24 protein-coding genes are annotated in these 23,470 nt (G+C 67.1%); 8 read left to right on the forward strand and 16 right to left on the reverse strand.

Annotation, left to right across the window (positions count from 1 at the left end; genetic code table 11):
* Positions 1 to 34: 34 nt before the first annotated feature.
* From IB232_RS15475 to hutI, 13 genes are all read right to left on the reverse strand, one after another.
* On the reverse strand, positions 35 to 796 hold the full coding sequence (locus IB232_RS15475) for an ABC transporter permease (RefSeq protein ID WP_137970974.1): 762 nt from the start codon (positions 794 to 796) through the stop codon (positions 35 to 37).
* The gene (locus IB232_RS15480) at positions 793 to 1,725 is read right to left on the reverse strand and encodes an ABC transporter ATP-binding protein (RefSeq protein ID WP_192399503.1); all 933 of its coding nucleotides are present in this window, start codon (positions 1,723 to 1,725) and stop codon (positions 793 to 795) included. Before IB232_RS15480 ends, IB232_RS15475 begins: the two co-directional genes overlap by 4 nt.
* A 50-nt stretch (positions 1,726 to 1,775) precedes the next feature.
* A complete protein-coding gene (locus IB232_RS15485; RefSeq protein WP_192399504.1) occupies positions 1,776 to 2,300 on the reverse strand; it encodes an SRPBCC family protein in 525 nt (174 codons plus the stop codon).
* Between the two features lie 63 nt (positions 2,301 to 2,363).
* Complete coding sequence (locus IB232_RS15490) at positions 2,364 to 2,792, reverse strand: YybH family protein (protein WP_192399505.1); 429 nt, start codon at positions 2,790 to 2,792, stop codon at positions 2,364 to 2,366.
* A gap of 17 nt (positions 2,793 to 2,809) precedes the next feature.
* Positions 2,810 to 3,583 carry a DUF899 domain-containing protein gene (locus IB232_RS15495; RefSeq protein ID WP_192399506.1) on the reverse strand — a complete coding sequence of 258 codons (774 nt, stop codon included), beginning with the start codon at positions 3,581 to 3,583 and terminating at the stop codon, positions 2,810 to 2,812.
* A gap of 116 nt (positions 3,584 to 3,699) precedes the next feature.
* On the reverse strand, positions 3,700 to 4,050 hold the full coding sequence (locus IB232_RS15500; RefSeq protein WP_192399507.1) for a YciI family protein: 351 nt from the start codon (positions 4,048 to 4,050) through the stop codon (positions 3,700 to 3,702).
* Positions 4,051 to 4,137: 87 nt separating this feature from the next.
* Positions 4,138 to 5,373, reverse strand: coding sequence for an RNA polymerase sigma factor (locus IB232_RS15505; RefSeq protein ID WP_192399508.1), 1,236 nt, complete (start codon positions 5,371 to 5,373; stop codon positions 4,138 to 4,140).
* A 105-nt stretch (positions 5,374 to 5,478) separates the two neighbouring features.
* Positions 5,479 to 6,189 (reverse strand): histidine utilization repressor, encoded by a 711-nt coding sequence (gene hutC / locus IB232_RS15510; protein ID WP_192399509.1) that lies wholly within the window; start codon positions 6,187 to 6,189, stop codon positions 5,479 to 5,481.
* A gap of 162 nt (positions 6,190 to 6,351) precedes the next feature.
* Positions 6,352 to 7,884: a histidine ammonia-lyase gene (hutH, locus tag IB232_RS15515; protein ID WP_192399510.1), complete on the reverse strand. Its 1,533-nt coding sequence runs from the start codon at positions 7,882 to 7,884 to the stop codon at positions 6,352 to 6,354.
* A gap of 49 nt (positions 7,885 to 7,933) precedes the next feature.
* Complete coding sequence (locus IB232_RS15520; protein ID WP_192399511.1) at positions 7,934 to 9,334, reverse strand: purine-cytosine permease family protein; 1,401 nt, start codon at positions 9,332 to 9,334, stop codon at positions 7,934 to 7,936.
* A gap of 87 nt (positions 9,335 to 9,421) precedes the next feature.
* Positions 9,422 to 11,086: a urocanate hydratase gene (gene hutU / locus IB232_RS15525; protein ID WP_192399512.1), complete on the reverse strand. Its 1,665-nt coding sequence runs from the start codon at positions 11,084 to 11,086 to the stop codon at positions 9,422 to 9,424.
* A 36-nt stretch (positions 11,087 to 11,122) separates the two neighbouring features.
* Positions 11,123 to 12,058: a formimidoylglutamase gene (gene hutG / locus IB232_RS15530; protein WP_192399513.1), complete on the reverse strand. Its 936-nt coding sequence runs from the start codon at positions 12,056 to 12,058 to the stop codon at positions 11,123 to 11,125.
* Positions 12,048 to 13,265, reverse strand: coding sequence for an imidazolonepropionase (hutI, locus tag IB232_RS15535; RefSeq protein ID WP_192399514.1), 1,218 nt, complete (start codon positions 13,263 to 13,265; stop codon positions 12,048 to 12,050). Before hutI ends, hutG begins: the two co-directional genes overlap by 11 nt.
* 188 nt (positions 13,266 to 13,453) lie before the next feature.
* Between hutI and IB232_RS15540 the strand changes: the two genes are divergently transcribed.
* Positions 13,454 to 14,026 (forward strand): HutD family protein, encoded by a 573-nt coding sequence (locus IB232_RS15540; protein ID WP_192399515.1) that lies wholly within the window; start codon positions 13,454 to 13,456, stop codon positions 14,024 to 14,026.
* Positions 14,027 to 14,074: 48 nt separating this feature from the next.
* Here the strand turns inward: IB232_RS15540 and IB232_RS15545 are convergent, their stop codons facing one another.
* On the reverse strand, positions 14,075 to 15,514 hold the full coding sequence (locus IB232_RS15545; RefSeq protein ID WP_192399516.1) for a sodium:solute symporter family protein: 1,440 nt from the start codon (positions 15,512 to 15,514) through the stop codon (positions 14,075 to 14,077).
* Positions 15,515 to 16,000: 486 nt separating this feature from the next.
* On the opposite strand from IB232_RS15545, the gene IB232_RS15550 reads away from it, so the two are divergent.
* From IB232_RS15550 to IB232_RS15560, 3 genes are all read left to right on the forward strand, one after another.
* Positions 16,001 to 16,942 carry a lysylphosphatidylglycerol synthase transmembrane domain-containing protein gene (locus IB232_RS15550; RefSeq protein ID WP_192399517.1) on the forward strand — a complete coding sequence of 314 codons (942 nt, stop codon included), beginning with the start codon at positions 16,001 to 16,003 and terminating at the stop codon, positions 16,940 to 16,942.
* A gap of 18 nt (positions 16,943 to 16,960) precedes the next feature.
* Entirely contained in the window at positions 16,961 to 17,695 is a 735-nt protein-coding gene (locus IB232_RS15555) for a class I SAM-dependent methyltransferase (RefSeq protein ID WP_192399518.1), read from the forward strand.
* Positions 17,696 to 17,829: 134 nt separating this feature from the next.
* Positions 17,830 to 18,441: a hypothetical protein gene (locus IB232_RS15560; RefSeq protein WP_192399519.1), complete on the forward strand. Its 612-nt coding sequence runs from the start codon at positions 17,830 to 17,832 to the stop codon at positions 18,439 to 18,441.
* A 43-nt stretch (positions 18,442 to 18,484) separates the two neighbouring features.
* Here the strand turns inward: IB232_RS15560 and IB232_RS15565 are convergent, their stop codons facing one another.
* On the reverse strand, positions 18,485 to 19,564 hold the full coding sequence (locus IB232_RS15565) for a fatty acid desaturase family protein (RefSeq protein ID WP_192399520.1): 1,080 nt from the start codon (positions 19,562 to 19,564) through the stop codon (positions 18,485 to 18,487).
* Positions 19,565 to 19,573: 9 nt separating this feature from the next.
* Positions 19,574 to 20,662 carry a flavin reductase family protein gene (locus tag IB232_RS15570; protein WP_192399521.1) on the reverse strand — a complete coding sequence of 363 codons (1,089 nt, stop codon included), beginning with the start codon at positions 20,660 to 20,662 and terminating at the stop codon, positions 19,574 to 19,576.
* 141 nt (positions 20,663 to 20,803) lie between these two features.
* On the opposite strand from IB232_RS15570, the gene fabR reads away from it, so the two are divergent.
* From fabR to ureG, 4 genes are all read left to right on the forward strand, one after another.
* Positions 20,804 to 21,439: an HTH-type transcriptional repressor FabR gene (gene fabR, locus IB232_RS15575; protein WP_192399522.1), complete on the forward strand. Its 636-nt coding sequence runs from the start codon at positions 20,804 to 20,806 to the stop codon at positions 21,437 to 21,439.
* 152 nt (positions 21,440 to 21,591) lie between these two features.
* Entirely contained in the window at positions 21,592 to 22,092 is a 501-nt protein-coding gene (ureE, locus tag IB232_RS15580; RefSeq protein WP_192399523.1) for an urease accessory protein UreE, read from the forward strand.
* Positions 22,089 to 22,763, forward strand: a complete 675-nt coding sequence (locus tag IB232_RS15585; protein WP_192399524.1) for an urease accessory protein UreF — start codon at positions 22,089 to 22,091, stop codon at positions 22,761 to 22,763. Before ureE ends, IB232_RS15585 begins: the two co-directional genes overlap by 4 nt.
* Before the next feature lie 16 nt (positions 22,764 to 22,779).
* On the forward strand, positions 22,780 to 23,394 hold the full coding sequence (gene ureG / locus IB232_RS15590) for an urease accessory protein UreG (RefSeq protein ID WP_192399525.1): 615 nt from the start codon (positions 22,780 to 22,782) through the stop codon (positions 23,392 to 23,394).
* Positions 23,395 to 23,470: the final 76 nt, after the last annotated feature.

Genomic DNA, 23,470 nt, shown 5'->3' on the forward strand with positions numbered 1-23,470 from the left:
GCCCGGCAACCCATCCTGCCCGGGGCCGCAGCCGTCAGTGGCGCAGGCGGTAACCGGTCTTGAAGATCCAGCTCACCACCAGCACGCAGGCCAGCAGGAAGCCGAGGATCATGCCGATGCTCAGGCCGAGGTTGACATCAGCCACGCCGAAGAAGGCCCAGCGAAACGCGCTGATCAGGTACACCACCGGGTTGAACAGGGTCAGCTTCTGCCACAGTTCCGGCAGCATGCTGATCGAGTAGAAGCTGCCGCCGAGGAAGGCCAGCGGCGTGACGATCAGCGCCGGCACCACCTGCAGCTTCTCCCAGCCGTCGGCCCACACGCCGATGATGAAGCCGAACAGGCAGAAGGTGATCGCCGTCAGCAACAGGAAGGCCAGCGCCCAGAACGGGTGGGCCACCTCGAAATCGACGAACAGCGACGAGGTGGCGAAGATGATCAGGCCAAGGATCACCGACTTGGTCGCCGCCGCGCCGACATAGCCGACCAGGATCTCGAAGAACGATACCGGTGCCGACAGCAGCTCGTAGATGGTCCCCGAGTACTTGGGCATGTAGATGCCGAACGAGGCATTGCCGATGCTCTCGGTGAGCAGCGCCAGCATGATCAGGCCCGGCACGATGAAGGCGCCGTAGCTGACCCCGTGCACCTCGGTCATGCTCGAGCCGATGGCCGAACCGAACACCACGAAGTACAGGGAGGTGGTGATCACCGGGGTGGCGATGCTCTGCAGCAGGGTGCGCCAGGTGCGGTGCAGCTCGAACAGGTAGATGGACTTGATGGCTTGCAGGTTCATGCGCGCTCCTTCTCATGGACCAGGCTGACGAAGATGTCTTCCAGCGAGCTCTCGCTGGACTGCAGGTCCTTGAAGTCGATGCCGTGCTGGGCCAGGTCCTTGAGCAGCTCGGCGATGCCGGTGTGCTCGCGCTGGGCGTCGAAGGTGTAGACCAGCGCATGGCCCTCGTCGGCCAGCTCCAGGCCGTGGCCGGCCAGCTCGACCGGCACGCTGCCCAACGGGTGCTTGAGCTGCACGGTCAGCTGCTTCTTGCCGAGCTTGTGCATCAGCACGTCCTTGTCCTCCACCAGGATGATCTCGCCCTTGCGGATCACCCCGATGCGGTCGGCCATCTCCTCGGCCTCCTCGATGTAGTGGGTGGTGAGGATGATGGTCACGCCGCGCTCGCGCAGGCGCCGCACCATGTTCCACATGTCGCGGCGCAGCTCCACGTCCACGCCGGCGGTGGGCTCGTCGAGGAACAGGATCGACGGCTCGTGGGACAGCGCCTTGGCGATCATCACCCGGCGCTTCATGCCGCCGGACAGTTCGAAGATCTTGGCGTCGCGCTTGTCCCACAGCGACAGGTCCTTGAGCAGCTGCTCGAGGAACTGCGGATCGGGCTTCTTGCCGAACAGGCCACGGCTGAACTTCACCGTGGCCCAGACCGTCTCGAACACATCGTTGACCAGTTCCTGCGGCACCAGGCCGATGGCCGAGCGCGCGGCACGGTAGTCACCCTTGATGTCGTGGCCGGCCACGCGCACCCTGCCCTCGCCCGGATTGACGATGCCGCAGATGATGCTGATCAGGGTGGTCTTGCCGGCGCCGTTCGGACCGAGCAGGGCGAAGATCTCGCCCTGGCGGATATCCAGGTTGATGTTGCTCAGCGCCGGATGACCGGACTTGTAGGTCTTGCTCAGATTCTCGACGGAAATCACCGATTCCACGGTTACTCCTTAGCCAGGCAGCGGAAAGCAAAGCCGCGATTGTACGCCGATCAGCTCTCCTCCACGCGCATGCGCAGCTGCTGCAGGCCCTGCTCGAAGTCGCCGCCGACCATCTTGTCCATGTTGAACACCAGGCCCATGGCCTTGCCGACGAAGCCGTTGTGGCCGGTCATGCTCCAGTTCACACGGGTGCCTCCGCCCTCGGGCTGGAAGCGGAACTCGGCCAGGTTGCTGGCGCGGAAGGGTTCGAGGAATTCCAGCTGGATCAGCACGCGCTGGCCCGGTTCGCTCTCGAGGATGGTCGCGCTGCCCTTGCCCACTTCCTTGTTGCCGACCCAGCGCTGGATGGCGCCGACGCCGCGCTCGGCGCCCTCGTAGTCCACCTGCATGGCCGGGTCGCGCCTGGCCCAGGGCGACCAGTGCGGCCACTGGTGGAAGTCCTCGATCTGCGCCTGCAGCGCGGCGGGCGGTGCCTGGATCAGCGCGCTGCGCTCGACGCGGAACTGGTCCGGGCGGCTGGCGACAAACACCACCAGGCCGGCGACCAGCAGTACGACGACGATCAGAATGGTCATGCTCTTCTTCCCTTGCATGCTTGTTATCTCCTGCGGGGCCCGCACAGGCGTGCCCCGTTCATTTCACGGCTGCAGTTCGAACAGCGCCTGGCCACTCTCGGGGTCGAAGGGCGCGGAGAAGTGGTCATGCACGATGCGCCACTGGCCGCCGATCCTGCGGTAACCCTGGGTCACGCGCATCCAGCAGTTGTGCGTATTGCCCTCGTTGTCGGTGCCGCCGCAGTGGCAGAGGAAGTGGCCGAAACCGACATCGCCCTCGCCCCACTGCTGCAGCTGGTGGACCTCGAAGGTCATCGGCCCCTGGCACATCTCCAGACAGTTCTTCCAGTGCGCCTTGTAGACCTCGCGACCCTTGAACTGCAGCTGCAGGATGGCATCGAAGGCGACCAGGTCGTCGGAGTAGTGGCCGAGAATGGCGTCGACGTCGCGGGCCTTGTTGGCCGCCTCCCAGCTGGTGGTCAGGGCTTTCAGTTCGCTCTGTACGGTGCTCATGGATTCGCTCCTCGCGCTCAGGCGCAGCAATCGTGTTTGGGCGCGGTCGCGCCGTCGTATTGGTCGTGCAGGCGGGTCCAGTTCAGGCCCTTGCCGTCCACATTGGCCATGCCGTCCCAGCCCTCGCCACGACCGAACGGCGTTAGGTCGAGGTAGTGGTAGGCGTTCATCAGCATGTCCAGGCCGCGGGCATAGGTGGAATAGGTGTGAAATACCCGCTCGCCATCACGCAGGAACACGCTGGCGCCGGGCAGTTCGCCCTTGATCATGTCCAGCTGGCCCATACGCTTGAGCTCGGCCTCGTCCTGGTAGTTGTACTCGACCGGCGCCTGGCTGGAATCGATGGTGACGTGGAAGTCATAGTTGAAGCGGCTACCGAACGAGGAGTACCAGGGGAGGTCCCAGCCCATGCGTTTCTTGAAGGTTTCCAGCTCCGCCAGCGGTGCATTGGAGACCAGCACCAGGCTGGTATCGCGGGCATGCAGGTGGGCCAGGTGGCCGATGTTGTCGGCCAGGAAAGAGCAGCCGGGGCAGCCCTCGCCTTTGTCGCGATGGAACATGAAGTGGTAGACGATCAACTGGCTGCGCCCGGCGAACAGATCGGCCAGGCCGACCTCACCTTGCGGCCCGGTGAAGCGGTAGTCGGCCGTGACCTCCACCATCGGCAAGGCACGGCGCTGGGCGTTGAGCGCATCGCGCTGATGGGTCAGCGCTTTCTCCTGCGCAAGCAGCTCCAGGCGTGCGGCCAGCCATTCCTCACGGCTGGCGACTTTCGGGTAATCAGGATTCATCGTTATTCCTCCTCGTGGCAGCGCGGCGGCAGCCGAGCCACAGGCCGATGCCGCCAGCACCGGCGACGCTGGCGCCGCCCACAGCCAGGGCAGCCAGACAGAACGGGCACACGACTTCAGCCCTCGAGTTGCAGCTGACGCACCGGCCGTACTTCGACGCTACCGACGCGCGCGGCCGGAATGCCGCCGGCGATCTGCAGCGCCTCGTTGAGGTCGCGCGCCTCGATCAGGTAGAAGCCGGCCAGCTGCTCCTTGGTCTCGGCGAAGGGACCGTCGGTGATGCTCAGCTTGCCGCCGCGCACGCGCACGGTGGTGGCCGTGGCCACCGACTCCAGCGGTTCGGCGGCGAGCATGCGGCCGCTCTGCTGCACGCTCTGGAAGTAGTCGTAGCATTCGCCGTCGCGCGGGCTGTCCGGCGAGTTGTGCAGGACGTTTTCGTCGCTGTAGATCAGGCACAGGTATTTCATCGCTCTCCTCCCTGGCAGCGGAAATCGCTGCTGTCACCTTCTGGTCGAGCGGCGCATCGAGATTTCGACAGGGCCGCGAAAAATTTCTCAGGCGCTCGGCAACTCGGCCAGACGGCGCTCGAGAAATAGCCGGTCGGCGCCCTGCTGACTCAGCTGCAAGGCGCGCTGATAGGCGCTGCGCGCCTCGCTCCAGCGGCCCAGGCGGCGGTTGAGATCGGCCAGGGCGGCATGCGCCAGGTGGTAGTCGCCCAGCTCGCCGCGTTCGAGTATGGCCTCCACCTGGCGCAGCCCGGCGTCGGCGCCGTCGCGCATGGCCAGGGCCACGGCGCGGTTGAGCTCGATCACCGGCGAGGGGTTGGCGGCCAGCAGCACCTCGTACAGGCCGACGATCTGCGCCCAGTCGGTGGCCTCGACGCTCGGCGCCTCGGCATGCACGGCGGCGATGGCGGCCTGCAGGCAATAGGGGCCGATCTCGCCGGAGGCAAAGGCGGCCTGGATCTGCGCCTCGCCTTCGGCGATCAGCTCACGGTCCCACAGGCTGCGGTCCTGCTCCTCCAGCAGCACCGGCAGGCCGTCGGCATCGCTGCGCGCAGCGCGCCGCGACTCCTGCAGCAGCATCAGCGCCAGCAGGCCGCGCACTTCGGCCTCAGGCAGCAGCTCACACAGCAGGCGACCGAGGCGGATGGCCTCGGCGGACAGATGCTGGCGGGTCAGCTCGTCGCCGCTGCTGGCGAAATAGCCTTCGTTGAACACCAGGTAGACCACCCGCAGCACCGCCTCCAGGCGCTCGGGCAGCTCGCTGCGGCCGGGCACCTCATAGGGGATGCGCGCATCGCGGATCTTGTTCTTGGCCCGCACGATGCGCTGGGCGATGGTCGGCGGCGTGGCCAGGAAGGCGCTGGCGATCTCCTCGGTGGTGAGGTCGCAGATCTCGCGCAGGGTCAGCGCCACCTGGGCGTCGGGTGCCAGGGCCGGGTGGCAGCAGGTGAAGATCAGGCGCAGGCGGTCGTCTTCCAGATGCTCGCCATCCCAGGCCTCGCCGCCGGCCGGCTCCTCCACATCGTCGAGGGCCTGGAAGCGCGCCTGGCGGCGCAGCTGGTCGATGGCCTTGAAGCGCCCGGCGGAGACGAGCCAGGCGCGCGGATTGTCCGGCACGCCCTGCTCCGGCCACTGTTCCATGGCCGCACGGAAGGCCTCGTGCAGGGCCTCCTCGGCCAGGTCGAAGTCGCCCAGCAGGCGAATCAGGGTGGCCAGCACCCGGCGCGACTCCTCGCGGTACAGGCGCTCCAGCGCCAGCTCGAATTGCTTCGCTTGTCGATCCATCGTCTCGTCCGTTGGCACGGTAAACCCCAGAGCCTAACCACTGGGCGCGGGATAAGAAACCGGATCGACGGGCGGTCGCCAAGCGAAGCGCGTCAGCGAAACGCGTTAACGACGCTTCATGCGCGAGCGCAGTTTGTAGCGGGCACCGGGGTGGATCAGCCGGGCGTAGCTGATCAGGTGTTCGGCCGACCAGGTGCGGCGGATCATCGACAGACACGGCGAGGCGGGGTCGATATCCAGCCAGGCGGCGGTCTGCTCGTCCACCAGCACGGCCTCGACCACATGCTCGACATCGGCGATCGGGCAACTGGCCACCAACACCTCGTTGGGCGTCTGCTGGGAGAAGTCACACTCCAGGTAGTGCGGCACCCAGCGCGGATTGACGTAGCGATCCTCCAGCTGGATCGGCACGCCGTCCTCGCGGTGCACCAGGATGCTGTGGAACACCTGAGCCCCCAGGCGCAGGCCAAGGCGCAGGGCCACCTCGTCGTCGGCCTCCACCGCCTCGCAGCGCAGCACGTCGTTGCTGTAGGCATGGCCACGGCCACGCACTTCGGCGGCGATGTTCAGCACTTCATGCAGCGAGGACTCGGCCTTGCGGTCGGTGACGAAGGTGCCAAGGCCGGCCTGGCGCACCAGGTAGCCCTTCTGCACCAGATTGTTGATCGCCTTGTTGGCGGTCATGCGGCTGACGTCGAAGTCGCGGGCCAGCTGCTCTTCCGGGGGGATCTGATGGTTGACCGGGTAGGCGCCGCCGTGGATGCGCTCGAGAAGGAAATCCTCGATCGCCTTGTAGCGCGGGGTTGTGCTGGTCACTGCGGCTCCTTGGGTAACGACCCGGTGCGCAGATGATAGCGCCCCTCCCATCAAGAACAGAGAGGCATGTAGGGTGGATGACGCACTGCTCATCCACCACTGACTCCACCCGGTGGATCGGCGAAGCGTGATCCACCCTACATGGCCGTGCAGGCTCCCGACCTACAGGGAGGGCAGCATGCCTGCCGGCAGCAGCGGCGTCAGCACCTGGCGCTGCAGCAGCTCGTCCGCCGCGGCGATGTCCGGGGCGAAGAAGCGATCCTCCACGTAGTACGGCACCTCGGCGCGTAGGGCCTGGCGTGCCTGCTCCAGGGCCGGCGAGCTGTGCAGGCCCTCGCGGAAGTCCAGGCCCTGGCAGGCGCCCAGCCATTCCACGGCGAGCACGCCGCGAGTGTTGGCGGCCATCTCCCACAGGCGCTTGCCGGCGTTCGGCGCCATCGACACGTGGTCTTCCTGGTTGGCCGAGGTGGGCAGGCTGTCGACGCTGTGCGGGTGGGCCAGGGCCTTGTTGTCGCTGGCCAGGGCAGCGGCCGTAACCTGGGCGATCATGAAGCCGGAGTTCACCCCACCATTGGCCACCAGGAACGGCGGCAGTTGCGACATGTGCTTGTCCATCATCAGCGAGATGCGCCGCTCGGACAGCGAGCCGATCTCGGCGATGGCCAGGGCGATATTGTCGGCGGCCATGGCCACCGGCTCGGCGTGGAAGTTGCCGCCGGAGATCACGTCACCCTCGGCGGCGAACACCAGCGGGTTGTCCGACACCGCGTTGGCCTCCACCGCCAGCACCTCGGCAGCCTGGCGCAATTGGGTCAGGCAGGCGCCCATCACCTGGGGCTGGCAGCGCAGCGAGTACGGGTCCTGCACCTTGTCGCAGGCGGCGTGGGAGCGGCCGATCTCGCTGCTGGCACCTAGCAGATGACGGTAGGCGGCGGCCGCGTCGATCTGCCCACGCTGGCCACGGGCGGCGTGGATGCGTGCATCGAAGGGCGCGCGCGAACCGAGCATGGCCTCGACGCTCAGGGCCCCGCAGACGGTAGCGGCGGCGTACAGGTCCTCGGCCTCGAACAGACCGCGCAATGCGTAGGCGCTGGACACCTGGGTGCCGTTGAGCAGGGCCAGGCCTTCCTTGGCGGCCAGGGTCATGGGCTCCAGGCCGGCGATGGCCAACGCCTCGGTGGCCGGCAGCCATTCACCCTTATGCCGCGCCTGGCTCTCGCCGAGCAGCACCAGCGACATATGCGCCAGCGGCGCCAGGTCACCGGAGGCGCCCACCGAGCCCTTGAGCGGGATATGCGGATAGACCTCGGCGTTGACCAGGGCGACCAGTGCCTCGATCACCTTGCGGCGGATGCCGGAGAAGCCGCGGGCCAGGCTGTTGATCTTGAGCAGCAGGATCAGCCGCACCATGGCGTCGTCCAGCGGCTCGCCGATGCCGGCGGCATGCGACAGCACCAGCGAGCGCTGCAGCTTCTCCAGGTCGGCATTGGCGATGCGGGTCGAGGCCAGCAGGCCGAAACCGGTGTTGATGCCGTAGGCCGTACGGCCCTCGGCGACGATATGGTTGACGCAGGCGACGCTGGCATCGATGGCCGCGTGGGCCGAGGTGTCCAGGCTGATGCGCACAGGAGCCTGGTAGGCGGCGCGCAGTTGGGCCAGGGTCAGCTGGCCGGGAAGCAGATGCAGGGTATTCATCGTTGTCTCCAGAGCCGGGCGGCTCGTGACTGCCCGGCGCACAGGTAATTCAGGCCTTGGCCACGGGTAGTACGGCACTCGCCGGCACGCTGCGCTTGCGCGCCACCAGGTAGTAGAGCACCGCCGGCACCAGCAGGCCGATGATCCAGGAAATGTCCACGCCACCCAGGCGCTCCACCAGCGGGCCGGTGTACAGCTTGGTGGAGATGAACGGCAGCTGGATCAGCACGCCGATCAGGTACACGGCAATGCCCGCCAGGTTCCAGCGCCCATAACGGCCGTCGGGGTCGGCCAGCGCCGCCACGTCGTAGCGCTCGCGGGTGATGAAGTAGTAGTCCACCAGGTTCACCGCGCTCCAGGGTGTGAAGAAGGTCAGCAGGAACAGGATGAAGGACTTGAACGCGCCGAGGAAGGAATGCTGGCCGAGCAGCGCCAGCACGGTGGCGGCCCCGACGATGCCGAGCACGAACAGCAGGCGCTGGCTGCGCGACACCTCGATATGGCCACGGAAGCCGCTGATGATGGTGGCGATGCACATGAAGCTGCCATAGGAGTTGAGCGTGGAGATGGTCACCTTGCCGAAGGCGATGCTGAAGTACAGCAGCGCGGCAATCGCCCCGGTGCTGCCCAGGCCGACGATATAGGCCACCTCGCGACCGGCGAACTGACCGTTGGCCAGGGCCGCGGCGAGCACGCCGAGGACCATCGCCACCTGGGCGCCGAGCACCGAGCCGGCGCCCACGGCGAGGAAGGTCTTCAGCGACGAGGTGCTGCTCGGCAGGTAGCGCGAGTAGTCCGCCACGTAGGGGCCGTAGGCGATCTGCCAGGACGCCGCCAGTGAAACGGCGAGGAGGAACGACGACCAGCTGAAGTGGCGAATCTGCAGCAGCGCGCCGACATCGCTGATGGTCATCAGGCGGGCGAACAGATAGACGAAGGCGATGATGCCGAGCACGCTGGCGATGCGGCCGATCCAGTGGATCACCCGGTAGCCGAGGGTGGTGGCCAGCACGATGCAGGCGGCGAAGATAAGGATGCCGACGCTGTCGCTGGCGCCGGTGAGCTGGGCGATGGCCTGGCCGGACAGCACGGTGCCGGTGGCGGTGAAGCCGAGGTACATCAGGCAGACCAGGGCGATCGGAATGGCCGCGCCATACACGCCGAACTGCACGCGGCTGGAGATCATCTGCGGCAGGCCCAGCTTGGGCCCCTGGGCGGCGTGCAGAGCCATCACCCCACCGCCGAACAGCTGGCCGATGAACAGGCCGATCAACGACCAGAACACGTCGCCGCCCAGCACCACGGCCAGGGCGCCGGTGACAATGGCGGTGATCTGCAGGTTGGCACCCAGCCACAGGGTGAACTGGCTGTAGAGGCTGCCGTGACGCTCGGCCTCGGGGATATAGTCGATCGAACGACGTTCGATCAGCGGCTTGTTAGCCTGGGTCATCTGGTGTTCTCCACTGCGCCGTCCGTTGCCGGCGCTCTTGTTGTTGTCTGGGAACAGCGAGCCGGTGCGGGCACCGGCAGTCTTCTTTCAACCGGTGATCATCGGCAACTTCAGGCCCTGCTCCTTGGCGCAGTCGATGGCGATCTGGTAGCCGGCATCGGCGTGGCGCATCACGCCGGTGCCCGGGTCGTTGGTCAGCACGCGGGCGATGCGCGCGGCCGCCTCGTCGGTGCCATCGCAGACGATGACCATCCCCGAATGCTGGGAGAAGCCCATACCCACCCCGCCACCATGGTGCAGCGAGACCCAGGTGGCGCCGCTGGCGGTGTTGAGCAGGGCGTTGAGCAGCGGCCAGTCGGACACGGCGTCGGAGCCGTCCTGCATGGCTTCGGTTTCGCGGTTGGGGCTGGCCACCGAGCCGGAGTCGAGGTGGTCGCGGCCGATCACGATCGGCGCACTCAGCTCGCCGCTGCGCACCATCTCGTTGAAGGCCAGGCCGAGCTTGGCGCGCAGGCCCAGGCCGACCCAGCAGATACGTGCCGGCAGGCCCTGGAAGGCGATGCGCTCGCGGGCCATATCCAGCCAGCGGTGCAGGTGGGCGTCGTCGGGGATCAGCTCCTTGACCTTGGCGTCGGTCTTGTAGATGTCCTCGGCGTTGCCGGACAGCGCCGCCCAGCGGAACGGGCCGATGCCGCGGCAGAACAGCGGGCGGATATAGGCCGGGACGAAGCCGGGGAAGTCGAAGGCGTTGGCCACGCCCTCCTCCTTGGCCATCTGGCGGATGTTGTTGCCGTAGTCGAAGGTCGGCACGCCCAGCTTCTGGAAGTCGAGCATCGCCTGCACATGCACGGCCATGGACTGCTTGGCGGCCTTGACCACCGCGGCCGGGTCGGTCTTGCCACGGTCCTTGTACTGCTCCCAGCTCCAGCCGATCGGCAGGTAGCCGTTGAGCGGGTCGTGAGCGCTGGTCTGGTCGGTGACCATATCTGGGCGAACCCCGCGCCTGACCAGTTCCGGCAGAATCTCGGCGGCATTGCCCAGCAGGGCGATGGAGATGGCCTTGCCCTCGCGGGTGTATTTGGCGATGCGCGCCAGGGCGTCGTCGAGGTCCTTGGCCTGCTCGTCGACGTAGCGGCTGCGCAGGCGGAAGTCGATGCTCGATTGCTGGCATTCGATGTTCAGCGAGCAGGCGCCGGCCAGGGTCGCGGCCAGCGGCTGGGCGCCACCCATGCCGCCGAGGCCGGCGGTGAGGACCCAGCGACCCTTGAGGTCGCCGTTGTAGTGCTGGCGGCCGGCCTCGACGAAGGTTTCGTAGGTGCCCTGGACGATGCCCTGGCTGCCGATGTAGATCCACGAACCGGCGGTCATCTGGCCGTACATGGCCAGGCCCTTGGCATCCAGCTCGTTGAAGTGCTCCCAGCTGGCCCAGTGCGGCACCAGGTTGGAGTTGGCGATCAGCACGCGCGGCGCATTGCTGTGGGTCTTGAACACGCCGACCGGCTTGCCGGACTGCACCAGCAGGGTCTCGTCGTCGTTCAGCTCCTTCAGGGTGGCAACGATCTTGTCGTAGCACTCCCAGTTGCGTGCGGCGCGGCCGATGCCGCCGTACACCACCAGCTCCTTGGGGTTCTCGGCCACTTCCGGGTCGAGGTTGTTCATCAGCATGCGTAGCGGCGCTTCGGTCAGCCAGCTCTTGGCGGTCAGCTGGTTGCCACGCGGGGCGCGGATCTCGATGTCGCGAAACTTGCTCATGGGGGCTCCTTGTTCTTGTGCGGAGTGAGGTTCGGGCTAGAGGGTCAGCAGATGGATCAGGCGCGCCACCACCCGGGCGGTGCGGTTGTCGATGTCGTGTTGCGGGTTGAATTCGGCGAAGTCGATCAGGCGCAGCTTGCCGCTGCCCTTGATCCGTTCCAGCAGCGGTTCGAGCAGCGCCAGCGGCACGCCGCGGGCGGCCGGAGCACTGACTCCAGGGGCCTCGCAGGCCGGCAGCACGTCGATGTCGAGGGTCAGGTAGAGGGCATCACAGCCGGCGATAAAGGCGTCCAGTTCGGCGCCGATGGTCTCCAGGCTCGACTCGCGGATCTCGCGGTCCTCGCGCACCAGCACCTGCAGTTCGGCGGCGCGGGCGAACAGGGCGCGGGTATTGCTGGCGCGGCTGACGCCCAGGCAGGCATAGCGGAACGGCCAGCCGCGGGCGGCACATTGCTCGGCGATCTGCGCGAAGGGCGTACCGGACGAATGCACATGGGCCGGGTCGCGCAGGTCGAAGTGGGCGTCGAAATTGATGATGCCGATCTTCGGAGCAGCCTCGCCGCTCAGATGCTCGGCCAGGCCGGACCAGCTGCCGAAGGCCACCTCGTGGCCGCCGCCCAGCACCAGCGGCAGGTGGCCGGCGTCCAGCAGGGTGCAGACGCCACGCGCGAGGCGCGCCTGGGCCGCCTCCAGGTCGCCGTCCGCGCAGAACACGTCGCCGGCGTCGTAAGCCGGGCCCTGGCGATGCCAGGGCAGGTTGGCCAGGGCCTTGCGCAGCAGCGGTGGGCCGCCCGCGGCGCCGACGCGGCCGTGATTGCGGCGCACGCCTTCGTCACAGGCGAAGCCGAACAGCGCCACGCCGGCCGGGCTGTCGGCCTGCAGCGGCTGGATGCGCTGGTGCCAGCGCGGGCTGTCCGGCTCGGGGTCGGTGCGGCCGGTCCAGGCCTCCATGGAGAAACGATCAGCGTGCATGAGTGATGGCTCCGGCGAAGATGCGTTGGCGCAGGCGTCCCGGCTGCACGGCGTAGGCCAGCTCGGCGGGGTGCTGGATGTCCCACAGGCACAGGTCGGCCGGGGCGCCGACGGCGATGCGGCCCAGTTCGGGGTGGCCGAGGGCGCGCGCGCCATGGGCGGTCATGCCGGCCAGGGCCTCGCGCGGGGTCAGGCGGAACAGGGTGCAGGCCAAGTTGGCCAGCAGGCTGGGCATGCAGATCGGCGAGGTGCCGGGGTTGGCGTCGCTGGCCACGGCCATCGGCACGCCGTACTGGCGCAGCAGTGCAATGGGCGGCAGCTGGGTCTCGCGCAGGCAGTGGAAGGCGCCGGGCAGCAGCACGGCCACCGTGCCGGCCTCGGCCATGGCGCGCACGCCGGCCTCGTCCAGGTATTCGATATGGTCGGCGGACAGCGCGCCATAGCGCGCGGCCAGGGCGCTGCCACCAAGGTTGGAGAGCTGTTCGGCGTGGGCCTTGATGGCCAGGCCATGTTTATGTGCAGCCTGGAAGATGCGCTCGCACTGGGCCGGCGAGAAACCGATGCCTTCGCAGAACACATCCACCGCATCGGCCAGGCCCTCGGCCGCGGCGGCCGGAATCATTTCTTCGCAGACCAGGCGCACGTAGCCGTCGGCGTCGCCGGCGTATTCCGGCGGCAGGGCGTGGGCACCGAGCAGCGTGGTGGTCACCCGCACCGGACGCAGCTCGCCGAGGCGCCGGGCCACGCGCAGCATCTTCAGTTCGTCGGCGAGGGTCAGGCCATAGCCGGACTTGATCTCGACCGTGGTCACGCCATCGACCAGCAGCGCATCCAGGCGCGGCAGGCTGGCAGCGATCAGTTCATCCGCGCTGGCCGCGCGGGTGGCGCGCACGGTGCTGAGGATGCCGCCGCCGGCCTTGGCGATCTCGGCGTAGCTGACGCCTTCCAGGCGCCGCTCGAATTCGTCGGCGCGGTTGCCGGCATAGACCAGGTGGGTATGGCAGTCGACCAGGCCGGGGGTCATCACCCCGCCGCGCCCGGCCTGCTCGGCGCCGGCGGCCAGGGACTGGTCGAACTCGCGCTCGGGCCACAGCCCGGCAATGCGCTCGCCCTCCACCAGCACGGCCATGGGCTCGGGCAGCTGCTGCAGGCCATCGAACAGGATGACGTCGCGCCAGAGGCGACGTGGCCGGGGAGACAAGGGCATCGGGTTGTCCTCTCGCTTCAATGTATATACATTTAAAGTCAACGCACGGTGCCGTCAAGCATTGCCATCGGCGAGCTTGCGACCTCTACGGCAAGAGCCATTCAAGGCAGGCTGTCCGAGCCCAGAAAAAACGAGGCTTTGGCGCTGATCAACCATTTGTATATACATTAAATCGAGAGACGAACGGTATGTCCTGCCGAATCATCGACCTGCAGACACTGCCCGCTACACCTTGGAAGAACGGCGGCGGCACCACTCGCCAGCTGGCCATCGCGCCGCCTGCCGCCGGGCTGGAGGATTTCGCCTGGCGCATCAGCTGCGCCCGGGTGGCCGGCGGCGGGCCCTTCTCGCCCTTCCTCGGAGTCGACCGCAGCCTGGCCGTGCTCGACGGCGCCGGTCTCGATCTGCAGCTGCTGGGCGCCAGCCGCACCCTGCGCCCCTGCGGCGAGGCGCTAGCGTTCGCCGGTGAGGCCGAGGTGACGGCTCAGCTGCTCGACGGCCCGGTCAGCGACCTCAATGTGATGACCCGCCGCGACGCCTGGCAGCACCGCCTGTGGCATCTGCACCTGAATGGCGAACGAGCGCTGCACAACGACGCCGAGGTGCTGCTGCTCCTCTGCCATGGCGGCCAGGTGGACGTTCGGGACCGAGCGACGCTGCACAGGGGCCAGGCCCTGTTGCTGGAAGGCGAACAGGGCCCGCTGCAGCTGCGCGGCAGCGCCGCCTGCCTGCAGGTGGCCCAGCTGTATCGCCGCTCCTGAAACGCGAAACCCCGCCATGGGGCGGGGTTTCGGCGAACGCGGCGTGGCTTACTCGGGCTGCAGCACCAGCGCCTGGTCCGGGTTGCGGTGCCACTGCGGCAGCAGCGAACCGACGATCATGGCGCCCAAGCTGAACAGCAGGCCGGCCAGTTGCGGCGGCCAGAAGGCCTCGTCGGTCAGGCTGTATTCCAGGTACAGCCAGGAGCTCAGGCCGGCGACGATGGCCAGCAGGGCGCCCTGGGTGGTGGCGCGCTTCCAGAACAGGCCGGCGAACAGCGGCACCACGGCGGCGACCAGGGTCACCTTGTAGGCATTGCCGACCATCTCGTAGATGCTGGCGTCGGAGTACATGGCAAAGGTCAGGGTGGCGGCGGCGCAGACCACGATGCTGATGCGCATGGCCAGGAGGAACTGCTTGTCGTTCATCACCGGCACGAAGCGCTTGAGCACGTTCTCGGTGAAGGTCACCGATGGCGCCAGCAGGGTGCCGGAGGCGGTGGACATGATCGCCGAGAGCAGCGCGCCGAAGAACATGATCTGGGCGAACAGCGGGGTCTTCTCGAGGATCAGGTGCGGCAGGATCATCTGCGCGTCTTCGGCCAGCCAGCGCTTCACCATCTGCGGATCGATGATCGACGCGGCGTAGGCCAGGAAGATCGGCAGCATGCAGAAGCACAGGTAGAAGGCGGCACCGAACATCGAGGCGCGGGCGGCGATGTTCTCGGTCTTGGCCGACATCACCCGGGCGTACACGTCCTGCTGCGGGATGGAGCCGAGCATCAGGGTCACCGCAGCGCCGATGAAGGCGACGATGTCCTTGGGCTCGAAGCTGTGCATGAAGGTGAACTTGCCTTCGCTGGCCGCCTTGCCGATCACCACGTCGGCACCGCCGGCCATGTCACCGATCAGCCAGGTCAGGTAGATCAGACCGGCGACGATGATCAGCATCTGGAAGAAGTCGGTCAGCGCCACCGACCACATGCCACCGAACAGGGTATAGAGCAGCACGATGAAGGTGCCCAGCAGCATGCCCTGGGTGGTGCTGATGGCACCGTCGGAGATCACGTTGAACACCACGCCCAGCGCGGTCAGCTGCGCCGCGATCCAGCCCAGGTAGGAGAACACGATGACCAGGCTGACGATCAGCTCGACGTTGCTGCCGTAGCGCTTCTTGAAGTAGTCGCCGATGGTCAGCAGGTTCATGCGGTACAGCGGGCGGGCGATGATCAGGCCGACCAGCATCAGGCAGCCGAAGGAGCCGAACGGGTCTTCGATGATCCCGGCGAAGCCTTCCTCGATGAAGGTCGCGGGAATGCCCAGTACCGCCTCCGAGCCGAACCAGGTGGCGAACACCATGGCCGCGACAATGGGGAAGCCCATGCTGCGTCCACCTGCAGCGAAATCCTTGGAGTTCTTGACGCGAGTGGCGGCGTAGAAGCCGATACCGACGGTGACCAGCAGGTAGAGCGCAACGAACCAGATCAGCATGTTTCCCGTTTCCAGAGGCATCGGCCCGCCACATGCTGCCCCGCGAGATGCAGGGGCTGGGAACGGCGGACCACAGGTTTTTGTTATGTCCGCCAGGCTCGTTCGAGCGGCCTGGCGGCACGGCCGCGCAGTCTGGCAAAAACGTAAAATATGTCAAACGAAAACAACGAAATACCTGCACATTTGTTTCAGAGCCTGGCCACGCACTTTGCTAAGAGCATGAGAAATAGCGATTTTTACACTGGAAATCCGCAGTCACAGTTTTAAATTTTTGACACCACCCCAGCTTCGCAGCGCCCGTCCCAGACCGCGCCCCCGCCGGTTCGCCTTGTAACAGCCAGTAACGCCCGCCGAATACGCACGGCTTGAGCCGGGCGGCCGCCTCCGGGATACTGCACGCCGATTTGCGCACCGCCTGCCTGCCATACTGCGATGCGCCAAGTGGCCAACGGATTGCCTTCAGATAGAGACGGGGAGCCATCGTCGATGATGAAAAGAAGCGACTGGATCTGGACCGTCATAGGTTTGGCCGCAGTCGTATTTTCCTGCTACCTGCTCTACAAGGAGATCCGCACGATCTCCCTGAACGAGCTGCAGGACAGCCTCAATGCCATCTCCTTCCATAACTGGCTGATGGCCGCCGGTGCCACCCTCGGCGCCTACGTCGCCCTGGCCTGGTACGACCGCATCGCTATTGCCCACCTGGGCAAGAAGATTTCCTGGTGGTTCATCACCCTCTGCTCCTTCACCACCTACGCCCTGGCCCACAACATCGGCGCCTCGGTGTTCTCCGGCGCCGTGGTGCGCTATCGGGCCTACTCCAGCAAGGGCCTGGTGCCGTCGGAAATCGGCGTGCTGATCGTCTTCTGCTCCTTCACCTTCGCCCTCGGCGTGCTGCTCTCCGGCGGTGCCGTGCTGGTCTGCCAGCCTGACCTGATCAAGCGCGTGGCGGATGTCGGGCCCTGGTTGTCGGTGGCCATCGGCCTGCTCCTGCTCGGCCTGGTGGCACTCTACGTGCTCGGCTCCTGGCGCCATTTCAAGCCGTGGAAGTGGGGCAAGCTGCATGTCGAATATCCGCGCCTGGGCATAGTCGCCCGGCAGCTGCTGGCCGGGCCGTTGGAGCTGGCCTGCGCGGCGGCGATCATCTATTTCGCCCTGCCGGTGGAGGGCAATCCGGGCTATCTCGTCGTGCTCGGCGTGTTCCTCGCCTCCTTCTCCCTGGCGCTGCTGTCCCACGCCCCCGGCGGCCTGGGCGTGCTGGAAGTGACCTTCCTCGCCGCCATGCCGGAGCTGCCGACCGCCGACGTGCTGGCCGCGCTGATCGTGTTCCGCGTGTTCTATCTGCTGTTGCCGTTCGCCCTGTCGATGCTGGTGGTGCTCGGCTTCGAATGGAGCCAGTGGAACCAGAGGCGCCAACGGCGCGATTGACCAGGACAGGGACGAGGCATGAGCACACACAGCATCGAGCGGATCTACCCGCCTGACCTCGACCCGGAAAACCCCAGCGACCAGACCACCCTGCGCATCCACCTGGAGCGCTACGAGTTCGCCGCCCAGCACCTGAGCGGCGACCGCGTGCTGGATATGGCCTGCGGCTGCGGCTACGGCACCGCCCTGCTGGCCGAGCAGCACCCGGACAAGCAGGTGACCGGCGTGGACATCGACCCCGAGGCCATCGCCTACGCCCAGCGCCACTACCGCCTGCCCAACCTGCGCTATGTCTGCGCCGACGCCGAGCGCTTCGAGGCCGAGTCCGGCTTCGACAGCATTGTCAGCCTGGAGACCATCGAACACCTGCCGCACCCGCCGCGCCTGATCGCCAACTACGCGCGACTGCTGGCCGCCGGCGGCCGGGTGATCGCCTCGGTACCGATCACCCCGACCCTGGATGGCAATCCGCATCACCTGCACGACTTCAGCCGGCGCTCCTTCCTCGCCCTGTTCAGCCACCATCGCCTGCGCCCGCATGCGCAGCACCTGGAGCAGATCCAGTGGTGGCAGTTCCGCGGCCTGTTCTCCCGCCGGCCGGACCACGCCAAGCGACATCGCTCCGAGGGTGTGGGCAATGCGGTGCTCGGTTACTACCGGCGACACCCCACCTACCTGTTTTCCCGCCTCGCGGCGATGCTGCGCTACGGCTTCAGCAACCGCTATCTGACCTGCCTGTTCCTCGCCGAATAGCCTGATCCAGAGCGGCCCAGGCGTTACATTACTGACATCGATGGGCACCATCAGGACGATCAACTTTTGTCTCGGCGGCGCGTGAGTACCATTTGCTCCGTAGCCACTTTCCAGCCCCTTCGAGGAGGCCCGAGATGAACAAACAACTGATCGCCAGCCTGATCCTGTCCACCCTGACCAGCGCCGCCTTTGCCCTGCCGGGTGACGAACAACCGCCACTGACCGAACTGCAGCACATCAGCGCCCCGGCCACCGTTGCCGAAGGTGGCGCGGATCGCCTGATCGACGGTCGCGATGTCGCCGAGAATGGCGCCGAACGCACCAAGGCCTTCCGTGTTGCCGAAGGCGGTGCCGATCGCCTGCTCGACGGCCGCGACGTAGCCGAGAATGGCGCCGAGCGCACCAAGGCCTTCCGTGTTGCCGAAGGTGGTGCCGACCGCCTGATCGAGGGCCGCGATGTGGCCGAGAATGGCGCCGAGCGCACCAAGGTCTTCCGTGTTGCCGAAGGCGGTGCCGACCGTCTGCTCGAAGGCCGTGACGTGGCCGAGAACGGCGCCGAGCGCACCAAGGCCTTCCGTGTCGCCGAAGGCGGTGCCGACCGTCTGCTCGACGGCCGTGACGTGGCCGAGAACGGCGCCGAGCGCACCAAGGCCTTCCGTGTCGCCGAAGGCGGTGCCGACCGTCTGCTCGACGGCCGCGCAGTTGCCGAGAATGGCTCCGAGCGGGTCGGCCGTCAGACCGCCTGACGCGGACAGCAGTACCCCGAAGCCCGGCGCCCGCCGGGCTTTTTTATTGGGCGGGCACAGCCGGCGGCAGGCGATGGATCCAGATGCGTTTGAGCACGGTGGCGAACTGCGCAGACAGGGTTCCGCTGTTGTAGATCTGCCCATAGCGCCCGGCGATCTCGCGCACTTGTGTGGCCAGCTCGGCATAGCGGCGCGCCGGCAGGTCGGGGAACAGGTGGTGCTCGATCTGGTGGCTGAGGTTGCCGGTGAGGATATGCAGCAGCTTGCCGCCCTCCAGGTTGCTGGAGCCGCGCAACTGGCGCAGGTACCAGTGGCCGCGACTCTCGCCCGCCACCGACTCCTTGCTGAACACGGCGGCGCGTTCGGTGAAGTGGCCGCAGAAGATCACCAGGAAGGTCCACAGATTGCGCAGCAGATTGGCCAGCGCGTTACCGGCCAGCACGGCCAGGGCATTGGCGCCGACGGCCAGCGCCAGCAGCGGGAACAGCAGGTAGTCCTTGCCCCACAGGCGCAGCAGCTTGGCGCCGAACTGGCGGAGCAGCGGGCGTACCTCAGCGCCGTCGATCTTGCCCTTGTACCACTTGTCCAGCCGCAGGTGCTGAATGGCCACGGCGTACTGGAACAGCAGCGCCTGCAGGGTCACCCACAGCGGCTGCCAGCGATAGAACGGCTTCCAGCGCTGCTCGGGAAACAGCCGCACCACGCCGTAACCGACGTCGTCGTCCATGCCGATCACGTTGGTCCAGGTGTGGTGCACATGGTTGTGGGTGTGCCGCCAGAAATCGGCCGGGCCGACGATGTCCCACTCATAGCGGCGCCCGGCCAGCTCGGGATCGTTCATCCAGTCGTACTGGCCGTGCATCACGTTGTGGCCCAGCTCCATATTCTCAAGGATCTTGCCCAGCCCCAGCAGCAGGCTGCCGAGCAGCCAGGTGGGCGGGAACCAGCCTAGCATCAGCAGCGCGCGGCCGCTCCAGCAGCACAGCCGCACCACCCCGCGCACGCGGCGGATATAGCGCGCGTCAGCATCGCCGAGATCGGCCATGGTGCTGCGGCGCAGGCCGTCCAGCTCGGCGGCGAAGTCTTCCAGTTCGGCGGCGTTCAGTTCACGGTCGATTCGCATGGCGCGCTCCTAGATATCGAGTTGCACATCGCCCAGCGGGGCGCTGACGCACAGCCGGATCGGCTGGCCCGGTTCGGCGAACGGCTCGCCACTGCGCAGGTCGCGCACCGTGCCGGCCAGCAGGGTGCAGGTGCAGCTGGCGCAGATGCCCTGGCGGCAACCGTGGGCCGGACGCAGGCCATGTTCCTCGGCCTGTTCCAGCAGGCTGCGGTTGCTGTCGCCCAGGGCCGCGACGCGGCTGCGGGCGAAGTCCAGGCGCACCGCCTGGCCGGGTTCGCTGATCCGCTGCGGCGGGCTGAAGGCCTCGACCTGCAGGGAACCGCCCCAGTTGTTGCGCACCGCCTCGACGAAGCCGGCAGGGCCGCAGGCGAGCAGGCCGAAGTCGCTCATGCCGAGCAGATGGCCGGCCTGGAAGCGCCCGCCTTGGGGATCGTGCCGTGCGTCCTGGCCGGTCAGCAGCCAGCGCACCTGCAGGTTGGGGTGGCGCAGCATCAGTTGCTGCAGTTCTGCCTGGTAGGCGCGTTGTCCGGCCTCGCGTACGTAGTGCAGCAAGGTCACCGGCGCCGTATAACCACGCGCCAGGGCCTCGCGAAGCAGGCCGAGCAAGGCGGTGATGCCGCTGCCGGCAGCCAGCAGGCCGACGCCCGCGCCCTGCTCCGGCCACTGCAGTTCGCCCCGAGCCTGGCCTAGCTCCAGCACCGCGCCGACGGGCAGGTGATCGAGCACGCGATTGGACAGCCGCCCACCCGGTTGGCGGCGGATGCCCAGCTCGATCAGGCCGCCGGCGCCCACGCGGGTCAGGCTGTAGCTGCGACTGTGGCGCACGCCATCCAGCTGCAGATGCAGCTGCACGTGCTGGCCGGCGCGCCAGCCGCGGGCGTTGCCATTGCAGCGCAGGCGCAGGGCGAGCAGGTCGTCGCTGACCCACTCGCGCCCGACTACCCGGGCGAACACCCGGTTCAGACGCCAGGCCGGATGCAACCTGGCCAGCACGGCATCCACTTCCGCCTCACGCAGCCAGGCCCGCGTCGTCAGAGCGCGCAGTGGCCACAGCAGCGGCGCCAGCCAGCGAATGAGAAACAGCGGTAGGAGGGACATGGAAGACATTCCAGTGAACAACTGTTCACGCAGAATGGCTGACCGATCCATTTCAGTCAACATTCGTTCACTGAACGTCATTCGACGCCGACAAAACGCATTTGCTAGAGTGCGCCGCAACCTCGCCATCGCCCGAACGTCATGTCGCCACGCGCCGAACAGAAACAGCAGACCCGCCAAGCCCTGATGGATGCCGCACTCAGCCTGATGGACAGCGGCCGCGGCTTCGGCAGCCTGAGCCTGCGCGAAGTCACCCGCACCGCGGGCATCGTGCCGACCGGCTTCTACCGCCACTTCGACGACATGGACCAGCTCGGCCTGGCCCTGGTCGCCGAGGTCGACGCGACTTTCCGCAGCACCCTGCGCGAAGTGCGCCACAGCCAGTTCGAGATGGGCAGCATCATCGAGGCCAGCGCGCGCATCTTTCTCGACGCGGTAAGCGCCAACCGCAACCAGTTCCTGTTCCTCGCCCGAGAGCAGTACGGCGGCTCGCAGCCGGTGCGCCAGGCCATCGGCTGCCTGCGCCAGCAGATCACCGCCGACCTGGCCGCCGACCTCAAGCTGATGAACCGCACCCCGCACCTGGACGAGCCGGCGCTGGAGGTGGTCTCCGACCTGGTGGTGAAGACTGTGTTCGCCACCCTGCCGGAGCTGATCGACTCCCCCGACGCGTCGCTGCCCGCCCATCTCACCCCCGAAGCCAAGATGACCCAGCAACTGCGCTTCATCTTCATCGGCGCCAAAAGCTGGCTGGGCCTGGGCCAGGGTCGCGAATAAGCGCACCAATCTGGCTCACGCCCCGCACTCGCGCACCGCAACTGCGCGCATAAAAGCCCCAACTTCAGGCACCAAGCCGCCAGGCCTGGGCCTGTGCGGCTTGGCAAGGGCCTTGCTCTAGCGTCAGGACCATTCCTGGCCGGAAGCCCAACATGCTGGTGATCCATCACCGCCTCGAACCCCAGCCCTACTGGGACGAAGAACTGCACCTGACCTTCGACGCCCGTAGCAAGAGCCGCCTGCGCTGCTTCAGCGCCGCCGGCGAGGACGTCGGCCTGTTCCTTGAACGCGGCCAGCCCGCGCTACGCGACGGCGACTGCCTGCGCGCCGAGGACGGCCGCATCGTGCGGGTTTGCGCCCGTCCGGAAACCCTGCTGCACGTCACCTGCGCGTCGAGCTTCGAGCTGATGCGCGCCGCCTATCACCTGGGTAACCGCCATGTCGCCCTGCAGCTGGGCGATGGCTGGCTGCGCCTGCTCGACGACTACGTGCTCAAGGCCATGCTCGACCAGCTCGGCGCCACCACCTGCACGGTCGACGCACCCTTCCAGCCCGAGCAGGGCGCCTATGGTGGCGGCCACCACCATTCGCATGCCGGCGAGGCCGAGTTCAGCTACGCACCGCGCCTGCACCAGTTTGGCGTGCGCCCGTGAACAAGGCCTGGGCCCTGCTGCGCCTGGCCAGCCCGCAGCTGCCGATCGGTGGGTACAGTTATTCCCAGGGCCTGGAGATGGCCGTGGAACGCGAGCTGGTACATGACCAGCACAGCGCCCGACGTTGGATCACCGATCAGTTGCTACTCAACCTGGCGCGTTTCGAAGCACCGCTGCTGCTGGCCCACTGCCAAGCGGCGGCAAGGGCGGACTGGCCACGCCTGGCCGAGCTTGCCGGGCAACACCGCGCCAGCCGCGAGACCCGCGAGCTGGCCCTGGAAAGCCGGCAGATGGGCTACTCGCTGCGCCAGTTGCTGGAAGGCCTGCCCGAGCTGGACCAGGAAGCCCGCAGTTTCCTCGCCGACCAGTCCGAGCTGGGCCTGGCTCCGGCCTGGGCCCTGGCCGCCCGTGCCTGGGCGATCAGCCCGGATGACGCGATGGCTGCCTGGCTATGGGGTTGGCTGGAGAACCAGCTGGCGGTGTTGATGAAGACCCTGCCGCTGGGCCAGCAGGCCGCCCAGCGCCTGACTTCCGAACTACTCCCGCTGCTGGAACAGGCGCAGCAGCAGGCCACCACCCACGATCCACAACACTGGGGCAGCGCCGCCTTCGGCCTGGCCCTGGCCAGCATGGCGCACGAGCGCCAGTACAGCCGCCTCTTCCGCTCATGAGAAAAGGAAACACGCCATGAACAGCCAACCCCTGCGCGTCGGTATCGGCGGCCCGGTCGGGTCGGGCAAGACCGCCCTGACCCTGGCCCTGTGCCAAGCCCTGCGCGAGCGCTACAACATCGCCGTGGTCACCAACGACATCTACACCCAGGAAGACGCCCAGTTCCTGGTGCGCAACGAGGCCCTGGCGCCCGAGCGCATCATCGGCGTTGAGACCGGCGGCTGCCCGCACACGGCGATCCGCGAGGACGCCTCGATCAACCTGGAGGCGGTCGACCAGCTCAACCGGCGCTTCCCCGGCCTCGACCTGATCATCGTCGAATCCGGCGGCGACAACCTGTCCGCCACCTTCAGCCCGGAGCTGTCGGACCTGACCCTGTACGTGATCGACGTCTCCGCCGGCGACAAGCTGCCGCGCAAGGGCGGCCCGGGCATCTGCAAGTCCGACCTGCTGGTGATCAACAAGATCGATCTGGCGCCCATGGTCGGCGCCTCGCTGGAAGTGATGGACCGCGACGCCCGCAAGATGCGCGGCGACAAGCCGTTCGTGTTCAGCAACCAGAAGGTCGGCCAGGGTCTCGATGAGATCATCGCCTTTATCGAACGCCACGGCATGCTTAGTGCCGCTTAAGCCATGACTCCCTCTCCCCTCGGGAGAGGGCTGGGGTGAGGGACACCCCGCCAACGCCATGCCTTACCAGGAGTAC

It is taken from the genome of Pseudomonas sp. PDM15 (genome assembly GCF_014851565.1).
Taxonomy (GTDB): Bacteria; Pseudomonadota; Gammaproteobacteria; order Pseudomonadales; family Pseudomonadaceae; genus Aquipseudomonas.

Coding starts and splice junctions, on each gene's coding strand:
- IB232_RS15570 (WP_192399521.1), bottom strand. CDS start 20,662: ATGTCCCTCCTACCGCTGTTTCTCATTCGCTGGCTGGCGCCGCTGCTG.
- IB232_RS15550 (WP_192399517.1), top strand. CDS start 16,001: ATGATGAAAAGAAGCGACTGGATCTGGACCGTCATAGGTTTGGCCGCA.
- hutU (WP_192399512.1), bottom strand. CDS start 11,086: ATGAGCAAGTTTCGCGACATCGAGATCCGCGCCCCGCGTGGCAACCAG.
- hutI (WP_192399514.1), bottom strand. CDS start 13,265: ATGCCCTTGTCTCCCCGGCCACGTCGCCTCTGGCGCGACGTCATCCTG.
- IB232_RS15565 (WP_192399520.1), bottom strand. CDS start 19,564: ATGCGAATCGACCGTGAACTGAACGCCGCCGAACTGGAAGACTTCGCC.
- IB232_RS15485 (WP_192399504.1), bottom strand. CDS start 2,300: ATGACCATTCTGATCGTCGTCGTACTGCTGGTCGCCGGCCTGGTGGTG.
- hutG (WP_192399513.1), bottom strand. CDS start 12,058: ATGCACGCTGATCGTTTCTCCATGGAGGCCTGGACCGGCCGCACCGAC.
- IB232_RS15500 (WP_192399507.1), bottom strand. CDS start 4,050: ATGAAATACCTGTGCCTGATCTACAGCGACGAAAACGTCCTGCACAAC.
- IB232_RS15545 (WP_192399516.1), bottom strand. CDS start 15,514: ATGCTGATCTGGTTCGTTGCGCTCTACCTGCTGGTCACCGTCGGTATC.
- IB232_RS15475 (WP_137970974.1), bottom strand. CDS start 796: ATGAACCTGCAAGCCATCAAGTCCATCTACCTGTTCGAGCTGCACCGC.
- IB232_RS15505 (WP_192399508.1), bottom strand. CDS start 5,373: ATGGATCGACAAGCGAAGCAATTCGAGCTGGCGCTGGAGCGCCTGTAC.
- fabR (WP_192399522.1), top strand. CDS start 20,804: ATGTCGCCACGCGCCGAACAGAAACAGCAGACCCGCCAAGCCCTGATG.
- IB232_RS15560 (WP_192399519.1), top strand. CDS start 17,830: ATGAACAAACAACTGATCGCCAGCCTGATCCTGTCCACCCTGACCAGC.
- IB232_RS15540 (WP_192399515.1), top strand. CDS start 13,454: ATGTCCTGCCGAATCATCGACCTGCAGACACTGCCCGCTACACCTTGG.
- ureE (WP_192399523.1), top strand. CDS start 21,592: ATGCTGGTGATCCATCACCGCCTCGAACCCCAGCCCTACTGGGACGAA.
- ureG (WP_192399525.1), top strand. CDS start 22,780: ATGAACAGCCAACCCCTGCGCGTCGGTATCGGCGGCCCGGTCGGGTCG.
- hutH (WP_192399510.1), bottom strand. CDS start 7,884: ATGAATACCCTGCATCTGCTTCCCGGCCAGCTGACCCTGGCCCAACTG.
- IB232_RS15520 (WP_192399511.1), bottom strand. CDS start 9,334: ATGACCCAGGCTAACAAGCCGCTGATCGAACGTCGTTCGATCGACTAT.
- IB232_RS15495 (WP_192399506.1), bottom strand. CDS start 3,583: ATGAATCCTGATTACCCGAAAGTCGCCAGCCGTGAGGAATGGCTGGCC.
- IB232_RS15490 (WP_192399505.1), bottom strand. CDS start 2,792: ATGAGCACCGTACAGAGCGAACTGAAAGCCCTGACCACCAGCTGGGAG.
- IB232_RS15555 (WP_192399518.1), top strand. CDS start 16,961: ATGAGCACACACAGCATCGAGCGGATCTACCCGCCTGACCTCGACCCG.